Origin of the sequence: Sulfurospirillum multivorans DSM 12446, from assembly GCF_000568815.1 — a bacterium.
GTDB classification, from domain to species: Bacteria; Campylobacterota; Campylobacteria; order Campylobacterales; family Sulfurospirillaceae; genus Sulfurospirillum; species Sulfurospirillum multivorans.
Genome location: NZ_CP007201.1, coordinates 172,319 through 190,610 on the forward strand (window position 1 = coordinate 172,319; position 18,292 = coordinate 190,610).

Annotated in this window: 20 protein-coding genes; 13 read left to right on the forward strand and 7 right to left on the reverse strand. The window is 41.0% G+C overall.

Annotated features, from left to right (window positions below):
- Positions 1 to 29 precede the first annotated feature (29 nt).
- Both SMUL_RS00890 and SMUL_RS00895 read left to right on the forward strand, forming a co-directional pair.
- Entirely contained in the window at positions 30 to 806 is a 777-nt protein-coding gene (locus SMUL_RS00890; protein WP_025343382.1) for a sensor histidine kinase, read from the forward strand.
- 39 nt (positions 807 to 845) lie between these two features.
- Entirely contained in the window at positions 846 to 2,000 is a 1,155-nt protein-coding gene (locus tag SMUL_RS00895; protein WP_025343383.1) for a PilZ domain-containing protein, read from the forward strand.
- A 20-nt stretch (positions 2,001 to 2,020) separates the two neighbouring features.
- Here the strand turns inward: SMUL_RS00895 and SMUL_RS00900 are convergent, their stop codons facing one another.
- The 4 genes from SMUL_RS00900 to SMUL_RS00915 form a co-directional block, all read right to left on the reverse strand.
- Complete coding sequence (locus tag SMUL_RS00900) at positions 2,021 to 2,986, reverse strand: amino acid ABC transporter permease (protein WP_025343384.1); 966 nt, start codon at positions 2,984 to 2,986, stop codon at positions 2,021 to 2,023.
- 3 nt (positions 2,987 to 2,989) lie between these two features.
- Positions 2,990 to 3,790 (reverse strand): transporter substrate-binding domain-containing protein, encoded by an 801-nt coding sequence (locus SMUL_RS00905; protein ID WP_025343385.1) that lies wholly within the window; start codon positions 3,788 to 3,790, stop codon positions 2,990 to 2,992.
- Between the two features lie 24 nt (positions 3,791 to 3,814).
- Entirely contained in the window at positions 3,815 to 4,555 is a 741-nt protein-coding gene (locus SMUL_RS00910; RefSeq protein ID WP_025343386.1) for an amino acid ABC transporter ATP-binding protein, read from the reverse strand.
- Between the two features lie 292 nt (positions 4,556 to 4,847).
- Positions 4,848 to 5,162 carry a c-type cytochrome gene (locus SMUL_RS00915; RefSeq protein ID WP_038532842.1) on the reverse strand — a complete coding sequence of 105 codons (315 nt, stop codon included), beginning with the start codon at positions 5,160 to 5,162 and terminating at the stop codon, positions 4,848 to 4,850.
- A gap of 185 nt (positions 5,163 to 5,347) precedes the next feature.
- Here SMUL_RS00915 and SMUL_RS00920 point away from each other — a divergent pair, with 185 nt between their 5' ends.
- On the forward strand, positions 5,348 to 6,250 hold the full coding sequence (locus SMUL_RS00920) for a DMT family transporter (RefSeq protein WP_038532845.1): 903 nt from the start codon (positions 5,348 to 5,350) through the stop codon (positions 6,248 to 6,250).
- 21 nt (positions 6,251 to 6,271) lie between these two features.
- On the opposite strand, the gene SMUL_RS00925 is transcribed toward SMUL_RS00920, so the two are convergent.
- The 3 genes from SMUL_RS00925 to SMUL_RS00935 are packed head-to-tail and all read right to left on the reverse strand — an operon-like array spanning position 6,272 to position 8,727.
- On the reverse strand, positions 6,272 to 7,078 hold the full coding sequence (locus SMUL_RS00925; RefSeq protein WP_025343389.1) for a metal ABC transporter permease: 807 nt from the start codon (positions 7,076 to 7,078) through the stop codon (positions 6,272 to 6,274).
- On the reverse strand, positions 7,075 to 7,836 hold the full coding sequence (locus SMUL_RS00930) for a metal ABC transporter ATP-binding protein (protein ID WP_025343390.1): 762 nt from the start codon (positions 7,834 to 7,836) through the stop codon (positions 7,075 to 7,077). The genes SMUL_RS00925 and SMUL_RS00930 overlap by 4 nt, the downstream gene beginning before the upstream one ends.
- A gap of 12 nt (positions 7,837 to 7,848) precedes the next feature.
- Positions 7,849 to 8,727, reverse strand: a complete 879-nt coding sequence (locus SMUL_RS00935) for a metal ABC transporter solute-binding protein, Zn/Mn family (protein WP_025343391.1) — start codon at positions 8,725 to 8,727, stop codon at positions 7,849 to 7,851.
- 141 nt (positions 8,728 to 8,868) lie between these two features.
- Here SMUL_RS00935 and SMUL_RS00940 point away from each other — a divergent pair, with 141 nt between their 5' ends.
- The 10 genes from SMUL_RS00940 to nuoD all read left to right on the forward strand — a co-directional run bounded on the left by SMUL_RS00940 (position 8,869) and on the right by nuoD (position 18,284).
- A complete protein-coding gene (locus SMUL_RS00940; RefSeq protein ID WP_025343392.1) occupies positions 8,869 to 9,240 on the forward strand; it encodes a Fur family transcriptional regulator in 372 nt (123 codons plus the stop codon).
- The gene (locus SMUL_RS00945) at positions 9,237 to 9,719 is read left to right on the forward strand and encodes a hypothetical protein (RefSeq protein WP_025343393.1); all 483 of its coding nucleotides are present in this window, start codon (positions 9,237 to 9,239) and stop codon (positions 9,717 to 9,719) included. Before SMUL_RS00940 ends, SMUL_RS00945 begins: the two co-directional genes overlap by 4 nt.
- A gap of 10 nt (positions 9,720 to 9,729) precedes the next feature.
- Positions 9,730 to 10,572: a deoxyribonuclease IV gene (gene nfo / locus SMUL_RS00950; RefSeq protein ID WP_025343394.1), complete on the forward strand. Its 843-nt coding sequence runs from the start codon at positions 9,730 to 9,732 to the stop codon at positions 10,570 to 10,572.
- Between the two features lie 19 nt (positions 10,573 to 10,591).
- Entirely contained in the window at positions 10,592 to 11,812 is a 1,221-nt protein-coding gene (locus SMUL_RS00955; RefSeq protein WP_025343395.1) for an OmpP1/FadL family transporter, read from the forward strand.
- 2 nt (positions 11,813 to 11,814) lie between these two features.
- Positions 11,815 to 13,383 (forward strand): fatty acid--CoA ligase, encoded by a 1,569-nt coding sequence (locus SMUL_RS00960; protein ID WP_025343396.1) that lies wholly within the window; start codon positions 11,815 to 11,817, stop codon positions 13,381 to 13,383.
- A gap of 104 nt (positions 13,384 to 13,487) precedes the next feature.
- A complete protein-coding gene (locus SMUL_RS00965; RefSeq protein WP_025343397.1) occupies positions 13,488 to 15,221 on the forward strand; it encodes an ATP-binding protein in 1,734 nt (577 codons plus the stop codon).
- 147 nt (positions 15,222 to 15,368) lie between these two features.
- The gene (locus SMUL_RS00970) at positions 15,369 to 15,767 is read left to right on the forward strand and encodes an NAD(P)H-quinone oxidoreductase subunit 3 (protein ID WP_407701809.1); all 399 of its coding nucleotides are present in this window, start codon (positions 15,369 to 15,371) and stop codon (positions 15,765 to 15,767) included.
- Positions 15,749 to 16,258, forward strand: coding sequence for a NuoB/complex I 20 kDa subunit family protein (locus SMUL_RS00975; protein ID WP_025343399.1), 510 nt, complete (start codon positions 15,749 to 15,751; stop codon positions 16,256 to 16,258). The genes SMUL_RS00970 and SMUL_RS00975 overlap by 19 nt, the downstream gene beginning before the upstream one ends.
- Entirely contained in the window at positions 16,255 to 17,055 is an 801-nt protein-coding gene (locus tag SMUL_RS00980) for an NADH-quinone oxidoreductase subunit C (protein WP_038532850.1), read from the forward strand. Before SMUL_RS00975 ends, SMUL_RS00980 begins: the two co-directional genes overlap by 4 nt.
- A gap of 2 nt (positions 17,056 to 17,057) precedes the next feature.
- Positions 17,058 to 18,284: an NADH dehydrogenase (quinone) subunit D gene (nuoD, locus tag SMUL_RS00985; RefSeq protein ID WP_025343401.1), complete on the forward strand. Its 1,227-nt coding sequence runs from the start codon at positions 17,058 to 17,060 to the stop codon at positions 18,282 to 18,284.
- Positions 18,285 to 18,292 lie beyond the last annotated feature (8 nt).

The window sequence follows — 18,292 nt, forward strand, 5'->3', positions numbered from 1 at the left end:
TAGGGCTGAGTCTAGGTTTGTTTGTTTCCATGACATTTACAGCGGTATTGTGTTTTTGGATTGATTCATGGGCTTGGATATTAGGTTTAAGCATTGTATTTGCCACGATTGTTGGTTATGTAACGGTAACATCGTGTCTCTCTACGCTTTTGAAAACCAACCGTTTTTTAGATATTTTACTCAAAGACACACTCCATGAGCTCAATATCCCTCTTTCTGTCATCAATGCCAATCTGCAGATGCTTCAAGCTGATGAACAAGATGAAAAGAGGCTCAAACGTTTAGGGCGTATTGATTTGGCGAGTAAAGATCTGTATGCGCTTTACAAAGAGGTGGATTATTACATCAAAAAAGAGATTCAAGAAGATGTTCGCGAGAAGTTTTACCTTGATGAGCTCATTGTAAGCGTTGTTGAAAAACAACAGGAGATGGCGGAAGGTGTTGCCATCATCCAGACTCTTTTACATGTAGAGATTTTTGCCGATAAGCACGGCTTCGCCAAAGTCATTTCAAACCTTGTACATAATGCGTTGAAATACAATAAAGATCATAATGAGATTCATATTTTTCAAGAAAAAGAGAATCTTATCATTAAAGATCAAGGGTTAGGTATGAGTGAAGCAGAGCTCTTTTTGGCGTTTGATCGCTACTACCAAGCCGATACAACCAAAGAGGGATATGGCATAGGGTTGAGTCTTGTTAAAGCTTATTGCGATGAGTTTAAGATTACCATGCGGATCCATTCTCAAAAAAATGTGGGCACCGAAGTCATCTTGGATATTTCACATCTTCTGAATAAAAAATGATATAATCAAGCCAAAATCAACAATCAACGGGACATTACGATGGAAAAAGAAGTTATCTCCTCCAGCGACAAAGAGAAATTTTTAGCTGCTTCTGCACTTTTTTTGAAAGAGTTTGAGCTCTCTTTTACAGAATATTTTACCTGCTTGTGCATGAATTACGCTAAGGCTGTGAGTAAGGATGAGGCAAAAGAGATCGCCTTAACGATTTATCACGGGCTTTTTAAGTGTGATTATGACATTGAAGAAATCAGAGAAGATCTTTTTGTCCGTATGGGGCATGATGGTGTTATGATTGGTTTTTTGATCAATCGCATTCTTTTTTATGTGATTGAAAACTATCTCTCTTTTGTGCGGAAACAAGAGATTGATTCACAAGTGGAACTTTTGATTGGGTGTGTGAGTCATTTTATCCATGTCATTGAAAGTGAAGTAATGCCTAAAGTGTGCAATGCCACAGCTGCTTTTGATGTCAGTTTTAGCAGTGATGTGATGTTTACCCCCACCAACAATATTATTGAAGCCTTTCATACGATGCGAGACGATAATCAAAGCGTTACCTTTCTGAACCTCTATAAAGGTGTTCCGATCAGTTCTGAAGCGAGTATTGTCGAGATTGAGGGTGAGCAAGTAACCTTTCGCATCGATAAATTGCAAGAGATTGCGATGAAATTAGATGCGCAAGCGTTCATTGTCAAAAATAACTATTTTAATAAACACCTCAAAGCGGACATCGTTCACAGCGATTTTCAAAACAATACGGTGGTGTTAAAAAACTTTATTTATCTTTTAAATATGCCTGCACTGCAACGTGAGTTTATTCGCGTCCATCCGGATATTATCGCCAATGTTTATCTGCATCAGTTTGACAATATGCAAACCATAGGGCGTTTGTATGATCTCTCTATGAACGGTTTAGGTGTTGTGAGTAGTGAGAATAATGGTATTTTTGTAGGTGCAAAAGTCTTGGTTGCGTTTGAACTTAACAGCGCTTCCATTTCTTCTGTGAAGGGAGATAAAAAGATTGAAGTTCAAGGTGAAGTCATTAATGTGATTGAGTATAAGGACTCTTACCGCTATTGTATGCGTATTGTTCCCAATCGCGAGATGAGTGACAAGATTCTGCACTATATTACTAAACGTGAGCGTGAAATTTTAGAAGATCTCAATAATGAATTAAACGAATACAGGGTGTGATGGCACGTAAGCTTTGGTGCTTACATACCACCTTGTTTTTTCATTTTCATTTCGATTTTATGTCCGAGTACTGAGAGTAAAAATGTAATTGCAAAATAGACTGCTGCAATAATAAGCCATGTTTCAAAGGGTGAAAAGGTGTTAGCAACGATCTCGCGGCCTACTTTGGTTAGATCGGTTATGGAGATAACAGAGACGAGTGAAGAGTCCTTAACAAGCGCGATCATCTCTCCTACTAAGGTTGGGAGGGCACGTTTCAGTGCTTGAGGCATAATAATATAAATCATCGTTTGCGTATAGTTCATACCCAAAGATTTTGCAGCTTCATATTGCCCTTTATCGATGGATTGAATCGCACCTCGTAAAACTTCAGCTATGTAAGCTCCAAAGAAGAGTCCGAGTGATATGGCACCTGCTAGAAAGCGTTCAAGCTCAAAGATTGTAGCAATAATAAAATAGAAGATAAAAATTTGAACCAGAAGAGGCGTTCCTCTGATGACTGCAATGTAAACGGTTGCAATATCTTTTAAAAATTGGTAATTCGAGATACGCATAAAGGCAAGCAGTGTGCCTATCGAAAAGGCTAAGATCGCAGCAAGACCTGAGATCTCAAGTGTTACAATTAAGCCCTCAAGCAAAGGTCCCATTTGCATGGATGTTTTTTTAGCAAGGGTATCATTTTCATAAACACTATCACCCTCTTTGACACTCAAAGAGTACCCTGAGTCAATGGTAACCTCTTTGCTGTCATCACGTCCTTGAATAACCAGTGCAGATCCTCGCACTTGGATGACGCCATCAAGCGGTGCTGTAATAGTCTCTGTTTTTTCATAGGCAAAGTATTGTGGTACGCTCGTCCACTTCCAAATGTAGTTCATGTTAGAAGCTGCTGTAAAGAGCAAGTAGCCAAATGTAACATAAAAAGCAACGGCCACAAAGTGACCGAATGCTTTATTATGCAAAAGATTTTGTTTTGTCTTTGCCACTGCTTACATTACCTTTTTTTGCCAAGCGGTATCTGCAAACCATCTGTCATAGATTTTTTTGTACGTACCATCATTTTTTGCTTGATTTAGGAAGTTGTTGAGCCAGTTAAGAAAATCTGGATCGCCTTTACGAATGGCAAAACCAAGAGGTTCATAGGTAAGTTCATCACTTAGGTGTGCTAATTTATCGGCACCTTTTTCAGCGAAGAAGATAGCATTGTAAGGTTTGTCATAGACCATTCCATCTGCATTGCCATTAAGCACTTCTTGTGCAGCATCTGCTTCTGTCTCAAAGGTTCTGATTTTTGCTTTTTTAAACATTTTACGTGTTGCGATTTCGCCGGTTACACCGATTTTTGTGACGATGGTGTATTCTGGTTTATCCAAATCACTCCATTTTTTACCCGCATGTTTTTTGCTAGCAAGAATGGTTTGACCCACACTGATGTAAGGATCAGCAAAGTTGATTTTGAGGTTTCTCTCTTGAGTAATCGTCATACCCGACATAATGATGTCATATTTGCCTGTCAAAAGTCCTGCAATAATGCCATCCCATGCGGTTGGAACCAGTTGGAGTTTGACACCCATTGCTTTTGCCATTTCATTCGCCATATCAACATCAAAACCGATGATGTTTCCTTGTTTGTCTTTCATCTCAAATGGCATATAACCAGGCTCCAAGCCTACCGTTAAAACCCCTTTTTGCACGATGCTGTTGAGGGTTGATTTTTGCCATAGGTTGATATCATCAGCCATAGCGTTAATGCCTAGCATTACAAGTAATGCTGCTAAAAGTTTTTTCATTGCTACTCCTTAAAGATTTGGGTTTTAGTGTGTTAAGATCTCTTGTAAAAATTTTTGAGCACGTTCTGTTTTGGGGTTGGCAAAAAAAGCTTCAGGGGTTGCCTCTTCTATAATAACACCCTCGTCCATAAAGACGATGCGATCGCTCACTTCTTTGGCAAAACCCATTTCATGCGTCACACAAACAATCGTATAGTTCTCATGGGCAAGTTCGCGCATAACATCCAAAACACCACCGATCATCTCAGGATCAAGCGCACTGGTTGGTTCATCAAAGAGGATAATTTTAGGCTTCATTGCAAGCGTTCTCGCAATGGCAACGCGCTGTTTTTGCCCACCACTCAGCTCATTTGGGTAACCTTCTGCTTTATGCACCAGTCCAACACGCTCCAATAATTTAAGCGCTGCTTCGTTGGCATCGTGTTTGCTCATCCCTTTAACTTTACGTTGAGCGATGGTAATGTTCTCCAGAATCGTTAAATGGGGGAAAAGATTGAAGTGCTGAAAGACCATTCCTGTCTCAGCACGCACTTGGTTGACGTTGGTTTTTCGATCGTAAAGATTGTAGTCGTCGATGACAATTTCACCACTATCAATCTCTTCAAGTTTATTCATACAGCGAATAAGCGTTGATTTGCCACTGCCACTAGGACCGCAAATGACAACGATTTCACCTTCGGTAACAGAAAAATTAATATTTTTAAGCACATGAAACGCGTCATAATATTTATTGACATTTTCCATGCGCACGATCGCTTGACTCATTCAAACCTTTCATTTAAAAGGGTTCGTGTAGAACTCTTTTTATTACGGCTTTTAGGTAAAGCCTAAAAACCTACGCTAAGCCACGGTAGCACTAAAGCTTGCCTCTGCAGAGGCAGAAGACTTTTGCCGTTTTGCAAGAAGTCTATTACGTGGCGTTGCGCATAATTGTAGCAGTAGAATATAAAAGTAAGATAAAGGAGTTTTTACATGTAAAAAAGCGCAAAAATCTTTGTGATTAGTAAAAATATAGACACTTTTTTACCTCAAAAAGGCATGGCAGAGCATGTAAAAGCTATTTTTGCAATTTAGAGACATAGGTTGCTATGTCTTGAAGATCTTGTAGATTCATATTTTTAACCTGTTTGGACATGACCAACGAGGTTCCATGGGTTTTAAATTCGGTCTCTTTATAATATTTAAGGCTTTCCACCAGCACTTCAGCATCTTGACCTGCAATGATACCACTTTTACCAAAGGCTTTATTGCGTCCATCGGCTCCATGACAGCCTGCACATTGTTTAAAAAGTACCTCACCGTTGTTCGCGGCATGTAAAAATGAGCAGAGTAAAAAAAGAGAAAGAAGGGAGATTTTAATGTGTTGTACCATAACCCAAAGCCTCCAAAAATTAAATAGTCATAAAAATATTTTACTAGGTTTGGATTATAGCATGTTCTGACAAATGAGGTAAAGGAAATTTTCTGAAGCAGAAAAATTTTGAGCGTAGGTATTCGGTATTTCACATGTCATTGTGATACAATGCCGATTTTATCTATGGTATGAGGTGTGTGGTGATGAATCATAAATTGCGAGAATTGGGTGCAGATTTTTTACTTTTAATGGTGGCTGTGGCATGGGGAAGTACCTTTTTTGTGGTACAAGCTGCGGTCAATGAAACACCGGTGTACACTTTTCTATTTTGGCGCTTTTTCTTAGCCGGCCTTTTGATGGCACTCATTTCATTTAAACACCTGCATTTGATCAATAAAGAGGTTTTAAAAGCGGGAATGCTTTTGGGTCTTTTTATGTTTTTAGGCTACGCGTTTCAAACCTTTGCACTCACCTATACCTACTCTTCAACGGTTGGCTTTATCACGGGGCTGAGTGTGATTGTGGTTCCTTTTGCTTCGTATCTTATTTTTAAACATAAAGCTTCAGTTTTCTCCTCTTTAGGGGCGATTGTGGCAGCCATTGGGCTCTATTTTTTAACGCTTAACAGTGAAATTGGACTCTCTTTAGGCGAATTGTACGCCTTCATCTGTGCGATGATGTTTGCACTGCATATCGTCTTTACGGGGCATCTTTCCCGAAAGCACAATGTCTATCTTTTGGTCACCATTCAATTTTTAACCGTGGGCATCTGCTCTTTGATGGGAGGTCTTTTCTTGGAAGGTTCTATCGTTCCGCCTCAAATGGATCTGCTTTTTATCAATGCTATTGCGATTACGGTTATTTTTGCGACAATTTTTGCCTTTTGGGTTCAAACGGCGATGCAACGTTTTACAACCGCGGCTAAAACAGCGATTATCTTTACGATGGAGCCTGTGAGTGCGGGGATTTTTGGCTACTATTTTGCGAACGAGCTTTTAAGCTTTTCTCAAATGTGTGGTGCTGTGATGATTTTGTGCGGCATGGTGATTGCAGAACTAGGCTCTTACTTTATCGAACAGTACCGAAGACGAAAGAGTAGACTTTAATTAGAATTCGTAACACGTGTTCTAAGCTTTCGTCAATCTGCTGTATAAAAGTTGTAGGAAAAAAAGCGTGGTTGCGACGAGAATGATGGATGCACCGCCACTGAGGTTGAAGCGATACGAGAGGTACAGCCCAAGTATGCAAAAAAGTGCTGAAAGAAGCGAAGATACGACCATCATGCCCCCCACGGAATTGGTGAATTTTTCGGCAATGTAGGGTGGAATGGTCAGCAGTGCAATGACTAAAATAAGCCCTACCGCGCGAATGATAATGACAACACCCAGCGCTACCATTAAAACCAACGCAAAATAGAGTAGTGTGACATTGATGCCTCGAAGTTTGGCAAATTGCGCGTCAAAACTCATCGCTAAGAGCTGCTTGTAAAAGATAATGGCAAAGGCTAAAACTAACACCAACACCGTACCCATACTGTAAAGATCTTCGGGTGTGACCGATAAAATCGCACCAAAAAGATAACTCATCAAATCCACATTGTATCCAGGTGTAAGGTCGGTCATGATGATGCCCAGCGCCATACCAAATGCCCATAAAACACCAATCAGTGCATCAAGACGTGCGTTGTTTTGGTGTGTTATATAGGCGATAATGGCTCCTAAAAAAAGCGCAAAAAGTGAAGCACCTAGCATGGGAGCAATACCAAAATAAAGTGCTAAACCAATGCCACCGTACGAGCCATGTGCAATGCCTCCTGCGATAAACACCATGCGATTGATAACAGTGAGTGTTCCAATCACACCACAAATAACGCTGACTAAAAGTGACGCCCAAAGGGCATTTTGCATAAAATCAAAGCTTAGAATATCCATCATGCGAGCTCTTTGGGGAAATGATTGCAACGGGTGGCGCTGATGAGTTCAACGGGGCAGACATGTTCGTTTTGATTTTCAAAGACTTTGAAATTTTGGGTTTTTGGCACATCGTGAACGAAGAGCGTTTTGTTGACATGGACGACTTTTGTGGCGTAATTGAGTGCAACGTTAATGTCATGACTGATGATGACAATGCCGACCGTTTCATTGAGCGATTTGAGCAGTTTAAACATACTGATCTGCCCTGCAGTGTCAATACTTGCAGTTGGCTCATCTAAAAACATGATTTTAGCTTCACACGCAAGGGCGCGGGCGATGAAAACACGTTGGCGTTGTCCGCCTGAGAGCGTGTTGATCTTTTGGTTTTCAAACCCTTTCATGCCCACTCGCTCTAACATGCCAAGCGCAATCGCGCGATCTTCTTTTGAGTACGTTGCAAAGGCTTTGGATTTGGAGAGTCTGCCCATCAAAACAACGTCCATCACTTTAATGGGGAAGTCTTTATTGGCGATAGTATCTTGGGGAACATAAGCAATTTCATGGCTTACATGTAAAGGGTTTTCACCAAAAAGAAGCACTTCGCCGCGTTCAGGTTCCAGTAAGCCTATCATCATTTTTAAGAGGGTGCTTTTACCGCCACCGTTGGGACCAATGATGGCTAAAAATTCGCTCGTGTTGTACTGGAGGTTGATGTCCTCCAGCACGCACGCGCCATCATAACTAAAATAGAGGTGATTGATTTGAATATCATTTTGCATAAAGCGATTATATCATTTTAGTTCTGATTGAAACGTTTTGGCAATGCTCAAAAGATTTTCACTCCACGCATAAGCTAAAGGATCGATGGGTACTACTTTGCCATTAATTTGCTTGGCAATACTGATGGCACTTTTTTGAGAAAACTGAGGCGCAACAAAAATCACTTTAGCATTTTCCTCTTTAGCTTCTTTGATGATGGTCGCTAACTCACTTGGTTTTGGCTCTTTTCCACTCACTTCAATCGCAATTTGCTCTAAATCATAACGTTTTGCAAAGTAGCCATACGAAGGATGAAAGACGATAAATTTACGGCTTTTAATGTCGCTAAGGGTCTTTTGAATAGACGTATCTAAAGCATCGATTGAGACGATAAATGCTTCGTAATTTTTGGTAAATTCACTTGCTTGTGCTGGATAAAGTGTGACCAGTGCATTGTAAATGTTTTTAGCTTGGGTTTTGACTAAAATGGGGTCAAGCCAAACGTGTGGATCGAGAGATTCATCTTCATGGTCGTGATGCGCCTCTTTTTTAGAATCTGCTTTTTCATCTTCATGATGATGTTCCGCCATTGCTATTTTTTCAATGCCTTTTACTGTATCGACCATCACCATTTTAGGATTGGTGCTTTGAAATTTAGGAAGCCACGCTTTTTCAAACCCATCACCGATGCTAAAGTAGGCATCTGAACTGGCAAGCTCTTTCATTTGCGAAGGCTTCGGCTCATAGGTGTGTTGGTTCGCCCCAGGCGCTACCATAACGTTTACATGTAAAAAATTTTTCGCGATTTGTTCCACAAAATATTTTTGAGGCAAAATGCTGACCGTGACGGTCTGCGCGGCACTTAAGAGTGAACCAAAGAGAAGTGTGACGAGAAGAAGAATGTATTTCATGATGTTTCCTTTGCGACTTAGTTGCATAATTTTGTGAAATCTTAATCAAATGCAACTTAGTTGTGACTTAGAATGATTCTTTAATCGTATATGAAAAAAAATTGGGTACTATTTCTTAGATTTCATCCCAAAGAGGAAACTATGAGCGAACAGCTTCAAAACGTGTTTCAAGAATACGACATCAAATTTACAACCGCGCGCGCTTCGATTTTAGAGGTGCTCAAAGTTGCCAACAGTCCGCTAAGTTACGAGCAGATCAAAGAAAAAATGAGCGTGAGAATGGACAAAGCGACCTTTTATCGCAACATCGCTAAGTTTGAAGCGTTAGGCATGGTGCATAAGTTTGAGTCGGATGATCGTAAGTGGTATTTTGAGCTTTCCAGTACGACACATGCGCATTTTATTTGCGAGCAGTGCCATAAAATCACCTGTATGAACGTCGATATTGGCAATGTTGAGGGCGAAGTGACCAGCATCGTTTTAAAAGGTACATGTAAGGAGTGTCATTCGTGAAAAAACTTTTACATGTAAGCTTTTTAGCCTTGCTTTTTTTGAGCGGATGTGCACTGAAACAAGAGATTACCTCTTCTGAGACGTATGTGATTACCATTAAAAACAAACACGTAGCACTTTCCGATACAGGGTTTATTAACCACGGAAATGACTATACGAATGTTCAAATTTTCACGGCAGGCAGTGCTCTTTTCAATCTTGAAATCATGGGAAGCACTATCTGTTTGGATGGGCGTTGTTTGGACAAACTCGCTTTCAATGAGCAGTTTTTTCAAGAAGAACACTACGCGGAATTGATGCAGGAAATTATCGCCAAAAAGCCTATTTATGAAGGGCTAAATCTGCTTCAAACTTCTAGTGGCTTTGAGCAAGAGATAGACCGCCCAAACAGCCATCTTATCTACACAGTGCAAGGGCAAATACTGAGCTTTAGAGATACCAAAAACGGTATTTTGATACGCCTAAAACCATTACCATAAAGGAATTTTCATGAAATTTGTCGGGGCACATGTGAGTGCCAGTGGCGGAGTCTTTAATGCTCCCATTAATGCTACAAAAATCGGAGCCAAAGCGTTTGCGCTTTTTACAAAAAATCAACGTCAGTGGGAAGGAAAGTCTTTAACCCAAGAAGAGATTGATCGTTTTAAAGCTGAGTTAGAAAAAGCGGAGATTTTACCCAAACATGTGTTACCGCACGACAGTTATCTGATCAATCTTGGGCATCCAGAGCGTGAAGCGCGTGAAAAATCATTGAACGCCTTTTTGGATGAGGTGCAACGCTGTGAAGCTTTGGGGTTGGATAAGCTCAATTTTCACCCAGGAAGTCATCTTAAACAGATCAGCGAAGAGGCGTGTTTGGAGCTTATTAGCGCTTCCATGAACGAAGTGCTACGTCAAACAAACGGTGTGACTTTGGTTGTGGAAAATACTGCAGGGCAAGGAAGCAATATGGGTTACAAAATGGAACACCTAGGCTACCTTATGGAGCACTCCATCGATCAAGAGCGTGTCGGGGTTTGCATCGATACTTGCCATCTGTTTACTTCAGGTTACGATATCAGAAGTGAAGAGTCTTATAGGCAAACGATGGAAAAATTTGCTACAATCGTCGGATTTAAGTACCTCAAGGGGATGCATCTTAATGATTCTAAGCCAGATTTAGGCACTCACGTTGATAGACATGACTCTATTGGCAAGGGGAAATTAGGCGTAGAACCGTTTGGGTTTATCATGAACGATGCGCGCATGGATGACATTCCTTTAATACTTGAAACGATCGACGATTCGCTATGGGCAGAAGAAATTGCACTGCTTTATAGTTTCACTCACTAAAACATTCTAAGGACAATCTATGACACAAACGGTAAGAGTTGCCACGTTACTCAGTCTGAGTGCGGCGACGCTTTTGGCTTCAGGATACCGTATCCCTGAACAATCTTTAAACTCAGTAGCACTCAGTGCAGCGTATGTCGCTAGTGCCAATGGCGCAGATGCGAGTTATTATAACCCTGCCAATATGGCATTTATGGCTGAAGGTGGTTATATTGAAACCTCTTTAACGTATATTAATTTATCAGAGGTTAGTTTTGAAGGTGTCTCTTCTTCTATGGATGGAGATTCTAAAGAAGAAGAATTTTTACTTCCAAATTTGCATTATGTCTCCCCCAAAATGGGTAATTGGCGCTATGGTCTCTCTATTGTTGCTCCTGCAGGTCTTTCAAAGCGTTGGGATGAATCTTTTGCCAAAGCAAGTTCTGAAGAATTTACGCTTAAAGTCATTGAGGTAAATCCAACAGTGAGTTATCTTGTGAATGAGCAACTCTCACTGGGTTTTGGTTTACGTGGTGTTTATACGGATGGGGTAGTAAAAAGTGATGCTTCAGGTCTTGGTTCTCAAGCAAACAGGGATCTTACAGGTGATTCGATTGACTTTGGTTACAATCTAGCTCTCAGTTACAAGCCGATTAAAGATGTGACCTTAGCTGCAACGTATCGCTCTAAAGTAGATTTGAGTGTTGAAGGTGATGCTACACTTGTCAATGGAATGTATAATGGAGGTGCAAGTGTAACGATTCCACTTCCTGCCTCCTTAGCATTAGCGGCAGCGTATACCTATGATAAAACAACGGTAGAATTTGTGTTTGAGCGAACCTATTGGTCAAGCTATAAAGATTTGGATTTTAACTATGATGTTGATTTAACCGCTACGGCTATGGCTGGATTTGATAATCCCATTGCCAAAAATTGGAAAGATGCTAATGCGTATCGTATTGGTTTAAGTCATCAATGCACCGACAATCTCAAAATGATGCTTGGTTTTGCGATCGATAAATCGCCAGTTCCTAGCAATACCCTCGGTTTTGAGCTTCCTGATTCGGATGCAAAACTCTACTCCATTGGCTTTGAATACGCCATGAGTCAAAATCTTAAAGTGGGTTTGGCATACCTTTATGACGACAAAGAAGATCGAACCGTAAGTAATTATACGGGAGGAACATCGGTAGCGCCATCGGGTACCTTCACCGATTCAGCTGCCCATCTTTTAACAGCATCACTCAAATATAAGTTTTAAAGATGCTCACCTATCCGTATCAAAATTTTTATGAGATCATGGAGGCCAATGCTAAAAATGATCCTAAAAAAACGGCTATTTTTATGGATGATCACAAAGTATCGTATGTGAAGCTTAAGCATCACATCGATACGTTTGCGCGTTTTTTGGAATTTAGCAGTATCAAAAGTGGGGATCGGGTTGCCATGATTGTGGGCAACTCGGTGGAGTTTATTGTCTCTTTGTTTGCGATTACGAAGATTGGAGCGATTGCCGTACCTCTGAATACTTTTTTGAAAAAAGAGGAGTTTGAGTATATTTTGAATGATTGCAGTGCCAAAATGCTGGTTTGCTCCGCATCGTTTGCCAATGAGACCAAAAACTTACTGGATACGACGAAGATTGAAAAGATCATTTGGTGCGATGATTACCCGCATTTGGATGAACGCAATTACAGCTTTAGCGAAATTGATGCAAGTGCGGACAGGCATGGCTATGGAGCCAAAAAGCCAAAATTGGATGATTTGGCCTGTATCGTTTACACATCAGGCACAACAGGTAAACCCAAAGGCGCTATGCTCTCGTATCGCAATATCTTCTCCAATGCGATCTCAGGCGCAGACTCATTTCACATTACATGTAAAGATCGTTTCATCGTTTTTTTACCGATGTTTCACAGCTTTACGCTCTCCATTATGGTACTTTTGCCCCTCTTTACGTGCTCTAGCATTGTCATCGTGCGTTCGGTTTTTCCTTTTGCCAATGTGCTTAAACAGACCCTACTTAAACGTGTGACCATTTTCCTTGGCGTTCCAACCTTGTACAACGCGCTGTTGAAAGCAAAAATTCCATGGTATTTTATGTGGTTCAATCAGGTGCGTATTTTTATCTCAGGCAGTGCGCCACTCAGTGAGCAGTCACTGAATGATTTTAACGCCAAATTTAAAAAAGCGACGCTTTTAGAAGGCTATGGACTCAGTGAGTGTTCGCCTGCGGTGTGTGTGAACCGATTGGATCACCAAAAACCGCTCTCGGTTGGTTTACCGCTTCCAAGTTATGAAGTGAAAATCGTCAATGAAGAGCGCGTTGAGGTCAAAACGGGCGAAGTGGGTGAAATTATGGTGAAGGGCGATTGCGTAATGCAAGGGTATCTTAACCATGCCGATGCAACCGATGAGACCATCATCAATGGCTGGCTTTTAACGGGCGATTTGGGTAAAAAAGATAGCGATGGCTTCATTTACATTGTGGATCGTAAAAAAGATCTGATTATCTCCAAAGGAATCAACATTTATCCTAGAGAAATCGAAGAGATTATCTATAAATACGAAGGAATAGATGCGGTTGCGGTGATTGGTATTCGGGATGAACAGACCAAAGATGAAGAGGTTCTCGCTTTTATTCAACTCAAAGAGGGTATGGAGATTCAAGAGAGCGAATTGCGCGCTTATCTTAAGCAACATGTGGCAAATTTCAAGTTACCGAAGCATATTTACTTTGTTGAAGAGCTTCCTAAGAATGCAACGGGTAAGGTTCTAAAGCGTGTTTTAAAAGAAAATGTCAAAAATGGTGGAATCTTACGTAAAAGATAGAGATTAACTTTTTAACCAAAGGGTTATTTTATCATCATCTTGTCATCATATATTTCCATGTAGTCGTATAATAATATTTTTACTATGGATCAAAAGGCTTTGTATTGCAGTATTTGATAGATTTTTTAGAGAGTAAAACGGTTCAAACATCCACAATCTATGAGCATCTTAAGTGTTCGATTGACGAAGCAAAATTTTTACAATTGATGACCAAAGAGTACGTGCAAGGCTCTGTTGATCTCGGTGTTGGGGAGATTTTGATCAAACTTTTTGGCGATAAAAAGTATGCGCATCTGCAAAAACTCTCGTTGGTGAAAGAGTTGATCGAGCAAGGGTGGATTGTTCAAAACAATTTTCTAACCTCAAAGATCATGGATGTCTCCAATTTAGAACTCTTAAACAGCAGTGTTACGCTGAGTTCTGCTTTTTTAAAGCTTTTGGAAGAGGGAACCCTAGAGGTTGTGTTACCAGACGTTACGCCATACGCCGATCATCTTGAATATCTTAAAGATCAGTTTTTCAGAATTGAGCTGTATCAAAAACTAAGCCAAACCAAACACAATGCAACGGAAAATTCACCCAGCATTGGACGCCTTAAAAATAAACTCGATCTTTTAGAGAGTCGTATTGTTGAGCGTATTAAAGTCACTCAAAACGAGATCATCGTTGAAACTATTTTCAAAGAAAATGAGTTAAGTCCTAAAGAACAGCTCATTTTTCTAGCACTTCTCAAAGAGGAGTATGCCGGTGAGTTCGAAAGTTTACGCGATATGAATACACTCATTAGTCTTATCAGCGTCGATGATTATGAGAAGATTAAAAATCGTTCTTTGTTGGAAGAGGGCTCAAAACTCATCGAAAATCTCATTATTGACTACGATGAGATGCTGAGCACCTTTGGTGGCGTGACGCGGAGCTTTTTCATCTCTGAAGAGATTTTACAAAAAATCATGCACCCCAATAAAGAGAAAAAAAGCAAGAAAATTAAGCTCGATATGCTCATTGGCGAGCAAGAGCTTTTTGAACTGATCGACCCTAAGACTAATTTAGATGATGTGATTTTGCATCCAAAAACCAAAGAGGTGCTTGACAATTTACTCAAACAAATTGATAAAAATGTGGTGAAATTGCTTCGGGAATGGGGGATAAAAGAGCGTCGCAGTGGCATTGATGCTAAGATCATTCTCTACGGTCCTCCGGGTACGGGTAAAACGATGACAGCGCTCTCTTTAGCGAAGTCGATGAAAAAGCGCGTGCTCAGTTTTGACTGTTCTAAGATTCTCTCCAAGTACGTTGGTGAGAGTGAAAAAAATGTACGTAGTATCTTTGACACCTACAAAGAGTTGTGTAAAAAGACGAAAAGTGAGCCTCTTTTACTTTTAAATGAGGCGGATCAATTTTTAAGTGCGCGATCAACCGACAGTGGCGCAAGTGCGGATAAAATGCACAATCAGATGCAAAATATCTTTTTAGAGCAGATTGAGCGTTTTGATGGACTACTTATTGCAACTACGAACCTTTTGGAGACGATCGATCCTGCATTTTCAAGGCGTTTTGATTATAAAATCGCGTTTGAAAAGCCTGATTTAAAACAGCGAATAGCGCTTTGGAAAAAACTTTTACCTGAAAATGCTACCTATGAAGAGGGTTTAGATATTGAAAAACTCGCTTCGTATCCGCTCACGGGTGGGCAGATCAAAGTCGTGCTTAAAAACACAGCGCTCAAAGTCGCTGCCAAGGCAAAACCGCTGTTTACGTTTGAAGATTTTAAACTCTCGATTGACCGCGAAACCAAAGGCGCCTTTGGCGACGCAAAATCCGTTGGATTTATGAATTAAAGGCATAAACAAGCCTTTTTGAGTGCTTTACATGTAAAGCACTCAGATGGATTTGTTGTGAAATGATAGATTCTGCCTTGATAGAGGTAGTAGCGTTTTGGGCTTTGCTCAAATAGCGTTATAAAATGAATGAATGAAGGAATGATGATGACCCCTTTGTCGCATATGGATTTTGCCCATCCCTATTTTGGAGCTTTTTTCCTCCTTGTTTTTGGCGCCGTTGTCTTTTATGGCATTACCGTCTTAGCACGTCTTGTTAGCCGTAAAATGGCGCGACTCGATACGGAAAAACTTAAACTCAGCATTTACGAATGCGGTCCTGAAGTGACCAAACAGCCCAATAAAATTTCGGCACATTTTTACCTTTTTGCGCTTTTGTTTATTTTATTTGATGTGGAGATTATCTTTATGTTTCCGTGGGCGGTGGATTTTAAAGTTTTAGGCATGTTTGGGTTTGTTGAGATGATTTTATTTGTCATTATTTTAACCATTGGTTTTGCATACGCATGGAAAAAAGGAGCGCTCGAATGGCACAGCATAAGATAAATTACCTTCAAGAAGCAGGACTTCCTGTGGCACTGACCACAGTCGATAAGTTGGTTCAATGGGGTAGAAGTAACTCGTTGTGGCCACTGACCTACGGGCTTGCCTGTTGTGCGATTGAGATGATGGCAACGGGTGCGAGTCGTTATGACTTTGACCGTTTTGGAACGATTTTTAGGGCGAGTCCTAGACAAGCAGACGTCATCGTCATTGCAGGAACACTTACCAAAAAACACGCGCCGTTTATGCGTCGTTTGTATGACCAGATGCCCGATCCAAAATGGGTCATTAGTATGGGAAGTTGCGCCAATACGGGTGGTATGTTCAACACCTATGCCACCGTTCAAGGCGCTGATCGCATTATTCCTGTGGATATTTATTTACCAGGGTGCGCGCCTCGTCCTGAAACCCTTCAATACGCACTTATGCTTCTACAAAAGAAAATTCGAACCGAGAAAGCATCACGCAGACTTTCTCCCAAAAGGTTGGTATGATGAGACGTTACAGCGATAAACAAAATGTTCAAAAAAAGCCGTATTACAGTGATCGTTACTTTGTAGCCCCTCAAATTCCAAAAGAGGCTGTGGAGAGTGACGAAATCTTTGCCAATGATGTCAAAGTATTGCAAGAGAGTTTTGAGATCAAAGAGGCGTATATTCAAAGGGGGCAATTGGTTGTTTATATTGACCCAAAAGATAACGTCGATGTTTTAATGGCTTTAAGAGATCAGCTCTCCTACAACTTTTTGAGTGAACACAGCGCGATTGACTGGTTAGCCAAAAGTGGTGAATTTGAGATTTTTTACCAGATGCTTTCAACCTCAAAGCGTAAACGCATGCGTGTGAAATGTTTTATCAAAGAAAAAGAGGTGCTTAAAAGCGTTATTAACGTTTACAAAAGTGCCGATTGGGCGGAGCGCGAGATGTACGATATGTTCGGTGTTATTATCAGTGGACATCCGTATATGAAACGTATTTTAATGCCCGATGATTGGTATGACCATCCGCTTCGCAAAACCTATCCGTTGCACGGTGATGAAGTGGCGCAATGGTATGAGATCGATAAGATTTTTGGTAAAGAGTACCGTGACATCATAGGACCCGAAGATCGCGATAGTGCACGTGTGGATGTGAACGATACGTACCGTTTTGCACACCTTAACCACGAAGTGCCTTTTGGTGCTGAGCCAAGCCAAGAAAAAACGAACATCGATTACCAAGAAGAGGGTGGCGTATTTATCGTGAAAAAACTCAAAAAAGAAGATGCTAAAATCGTGAAAGAGAGATATTAATCATGCAAAAAGTCAATCGTCTAAAACCTTTTTTTGAGAATATTGCTTTTGAGCGTGAAGATAACCACATGATCGTTAACTTTGGCCCTCAACACCCAAGTGCACACGGTCAGCTTCGTTTGATTTTGGAACTTGATGGCGAAAAAGTGAGCAAAGCGACCCCTGATATTGGCTATTTGCATCGCGGTATGGAGAAAATGGCTGAGAATATGATCTACAACGAATTTTTACCAACGACCGATCGAATGGATTATATTGCCGCAACTGCCAATAACTACGGCTTTGCGCTCTCGGTTGAAAAACTCATCGGTCTTGAAGTGCCAAGACGTGCTAAAGTGATTCGTATGATGCTTTTGGAGCTTAACCGCATCTCTTCTCACCTCTTTTGGCTCGCAACGCATGCCCTTGATGTGGGCGCGATGACAATTTTCCTTTACACCTTTAGAGAGCGAGAATACACGCTGGATTTGATCGAAGATTATTGTGGTGCGCGTTTGACGCACTCTTCGGTGAGAATCGGTGGTGTGCCACTGGATTTGCCAAAGGGATGGATTGACGGGCTCAATAAATTTATTAACCATTTGCCGCTTGATATTGCAGATTACGAAGGCTTACTTGACCAAAACCGTATCTGGAAAATGCGTTTGGAAGATGTGGGCGTTGTGAGCCCTGAACAAGCGCAAAGTTGGGGCTGTTCAGGACCGATGCTCAGAGGAAGTGGCATTGCATGGGATATTCGCAAAGAAGAGCCGTATGAACTCTACGATGAAGTGGAGTTTGATGTGCCTGTAAGTACGACCTGCGATAGTTATGGAAGGTATAAGCTTCACATGGAAGAGATGCGCCAAAGTGTTCGCATTCTCAAGCAACTCATTCCGATGTATGCGGAGACCTCACCCGAAATTATGGCCCATGCGCCTCAATATATCTCTGCGCCTAAAGAGCAGATTATGACGCAAAATTATTCGTTGATGCAGCATTTTGTACTCGTGACGCAAGGGATGCGTCCTCCTGTTGGAGAAGTGTATGTGGCGACCGAATCACCTAAAGGGGAGCTTGGTTTTTACATCAACTCTCAGGGCGATCCGTATCCTTACAGGTTAAAGCTTCGCGCACCGAGTTTCTTTCACACGGCACTTTTACAAGAGATTTTAGTGGGTGAATATTTAGCCGACGTGGTTGCGATTATTGGTAACGCGAACATCGTCTTTGGCGAAATTGACAGATAGGAGAAGGC

What these genes read in the sequence shown, in the direction of transcription:
- SMUL_RS00890 (WP_025343382.1), top strand. Translation starts at nt 30, where the DNA reads ATGACATTTACAGCGGTATTGTGTTTTTGGATTGATTCATGGGCTTGG.
- SMUL_RS00895 (WP_025343383.1), top strand. Translation starts at nt 846, where the DNA reads ATGGAAAAAGAAGTTATCTCCTCCAGCGACAAAGAGAAATTTTTAGCT.
- SMUL_RS00905 (WP_025343385.1), bottom strand. Translation starts at nt 3,790, where the DNA reads ATGAAAAAACTTTTAGCAGCATTACTTGTAATGCTAGGCATTAACGCT.
- SMUL_RS00910 (WP_025343386.1), bottom strand. Translation starts at nt 4,555, where the DNA reads ATGAGTCAAGCGATCGTGCGCATGGAAAATGTCAATAAATATTATGAC.
- SMUL_RS00915 (WP_038532842.1), bottom strand. Translation starts at nt 5,162, where the DNA reads ATGGTACAACACATTAAAATCTCCCTTCTTTCTCTTTTTTTACTCTGC.
- SMUL_RS00920 (WP_038532845.1), top strand. Translation starts at nt 5,348, where the DNA reads ATGAATCATAAATTGCGAGAATTGGGTGCAGATTTTTTACTTTTAATG.
- SMUL_RS00925 (WP_025343389.1), bottom strand. Translation starts at nt 7,078, where the DNA reads ATGATGGATATTCTAAGCTTTGATTTTATGCAAAATGCCCTTTGGGCG.
- SMUL_RS00930 (WP_025343390.1), bottom strand. Translation starts at nt 7,836, where the DNA reads ATGCAAAATGATATTCAAATCAATCACCTCTATTTTAGTTATGATGGC.
- SMUL_RS00935 (WP_025343391.1), bottom strand. Translation starts at nt 8,727, where the DNA reads ATGAAATACATTCTTCTTCTCGTCACACTTCTCTTTGGTTCACTCTTA.
- SMUL_RS00940 (WP_025343392.1), top strand. Translation starts at nt 8,869, where the DNA reads ATGAGCGAACAGCTTCAAAACGTGTTTCAAGAATACGACATCAAATTT.
- nfo (WP_025343394.1), top strand. Translation starts at nt 9,730, where the DNA reads ATGAAATTTGTCGGGGCACATGTGAGTGCCAGTGGCGGAGTCTTTAAT.
- SMUL_RS00955 (WP_025343395.1), top strand. Translation starts at nt 10,592, where the DNA reads ATGACACAAACGGTAAGAGTTGCCACGTTACTCAGTCTGAGTGCGGCG.
- SMUL_RS00960 (WP_025343396.1), top strand. Translation starts at nt 11,815, where the DNA reads ATGCTCACCTATCCGTATCAAAATTTTTATGAGATCATGGAGGCCAAT.
- SMUL_RS00970 (WP_407701809.1), top strand. Translation starts at nt 15,369, where the DNA reads ATGACCCCTTTGTCGCATATGGATTTTGCCCATCCCTATTTTGGAGCT.
- SMUL_RS00975 (WP_025343399.1), top strand. Translation starts at nt 15,749, where the DNA reads ATGGCACAGCATAAGATAAATTACCTTCAAGAAGCAGGACTTCCTGTG.
- SMUL_RS00980 (WP_038532850.1), top strand. Translation starts at nt 16,255, where the DNA reads ATGATGAGACGTTACAGCGATAAACAAAATGTTCAAAAAAAGCCGTAT.
- nuoD (WP_025343401.1), top strand. Translation starts at nt 17,058, where the DNA reads ATGCAAAAAGTCAATCGTCTAAAACCTTTTTTTGAGAATATTGCTTTT.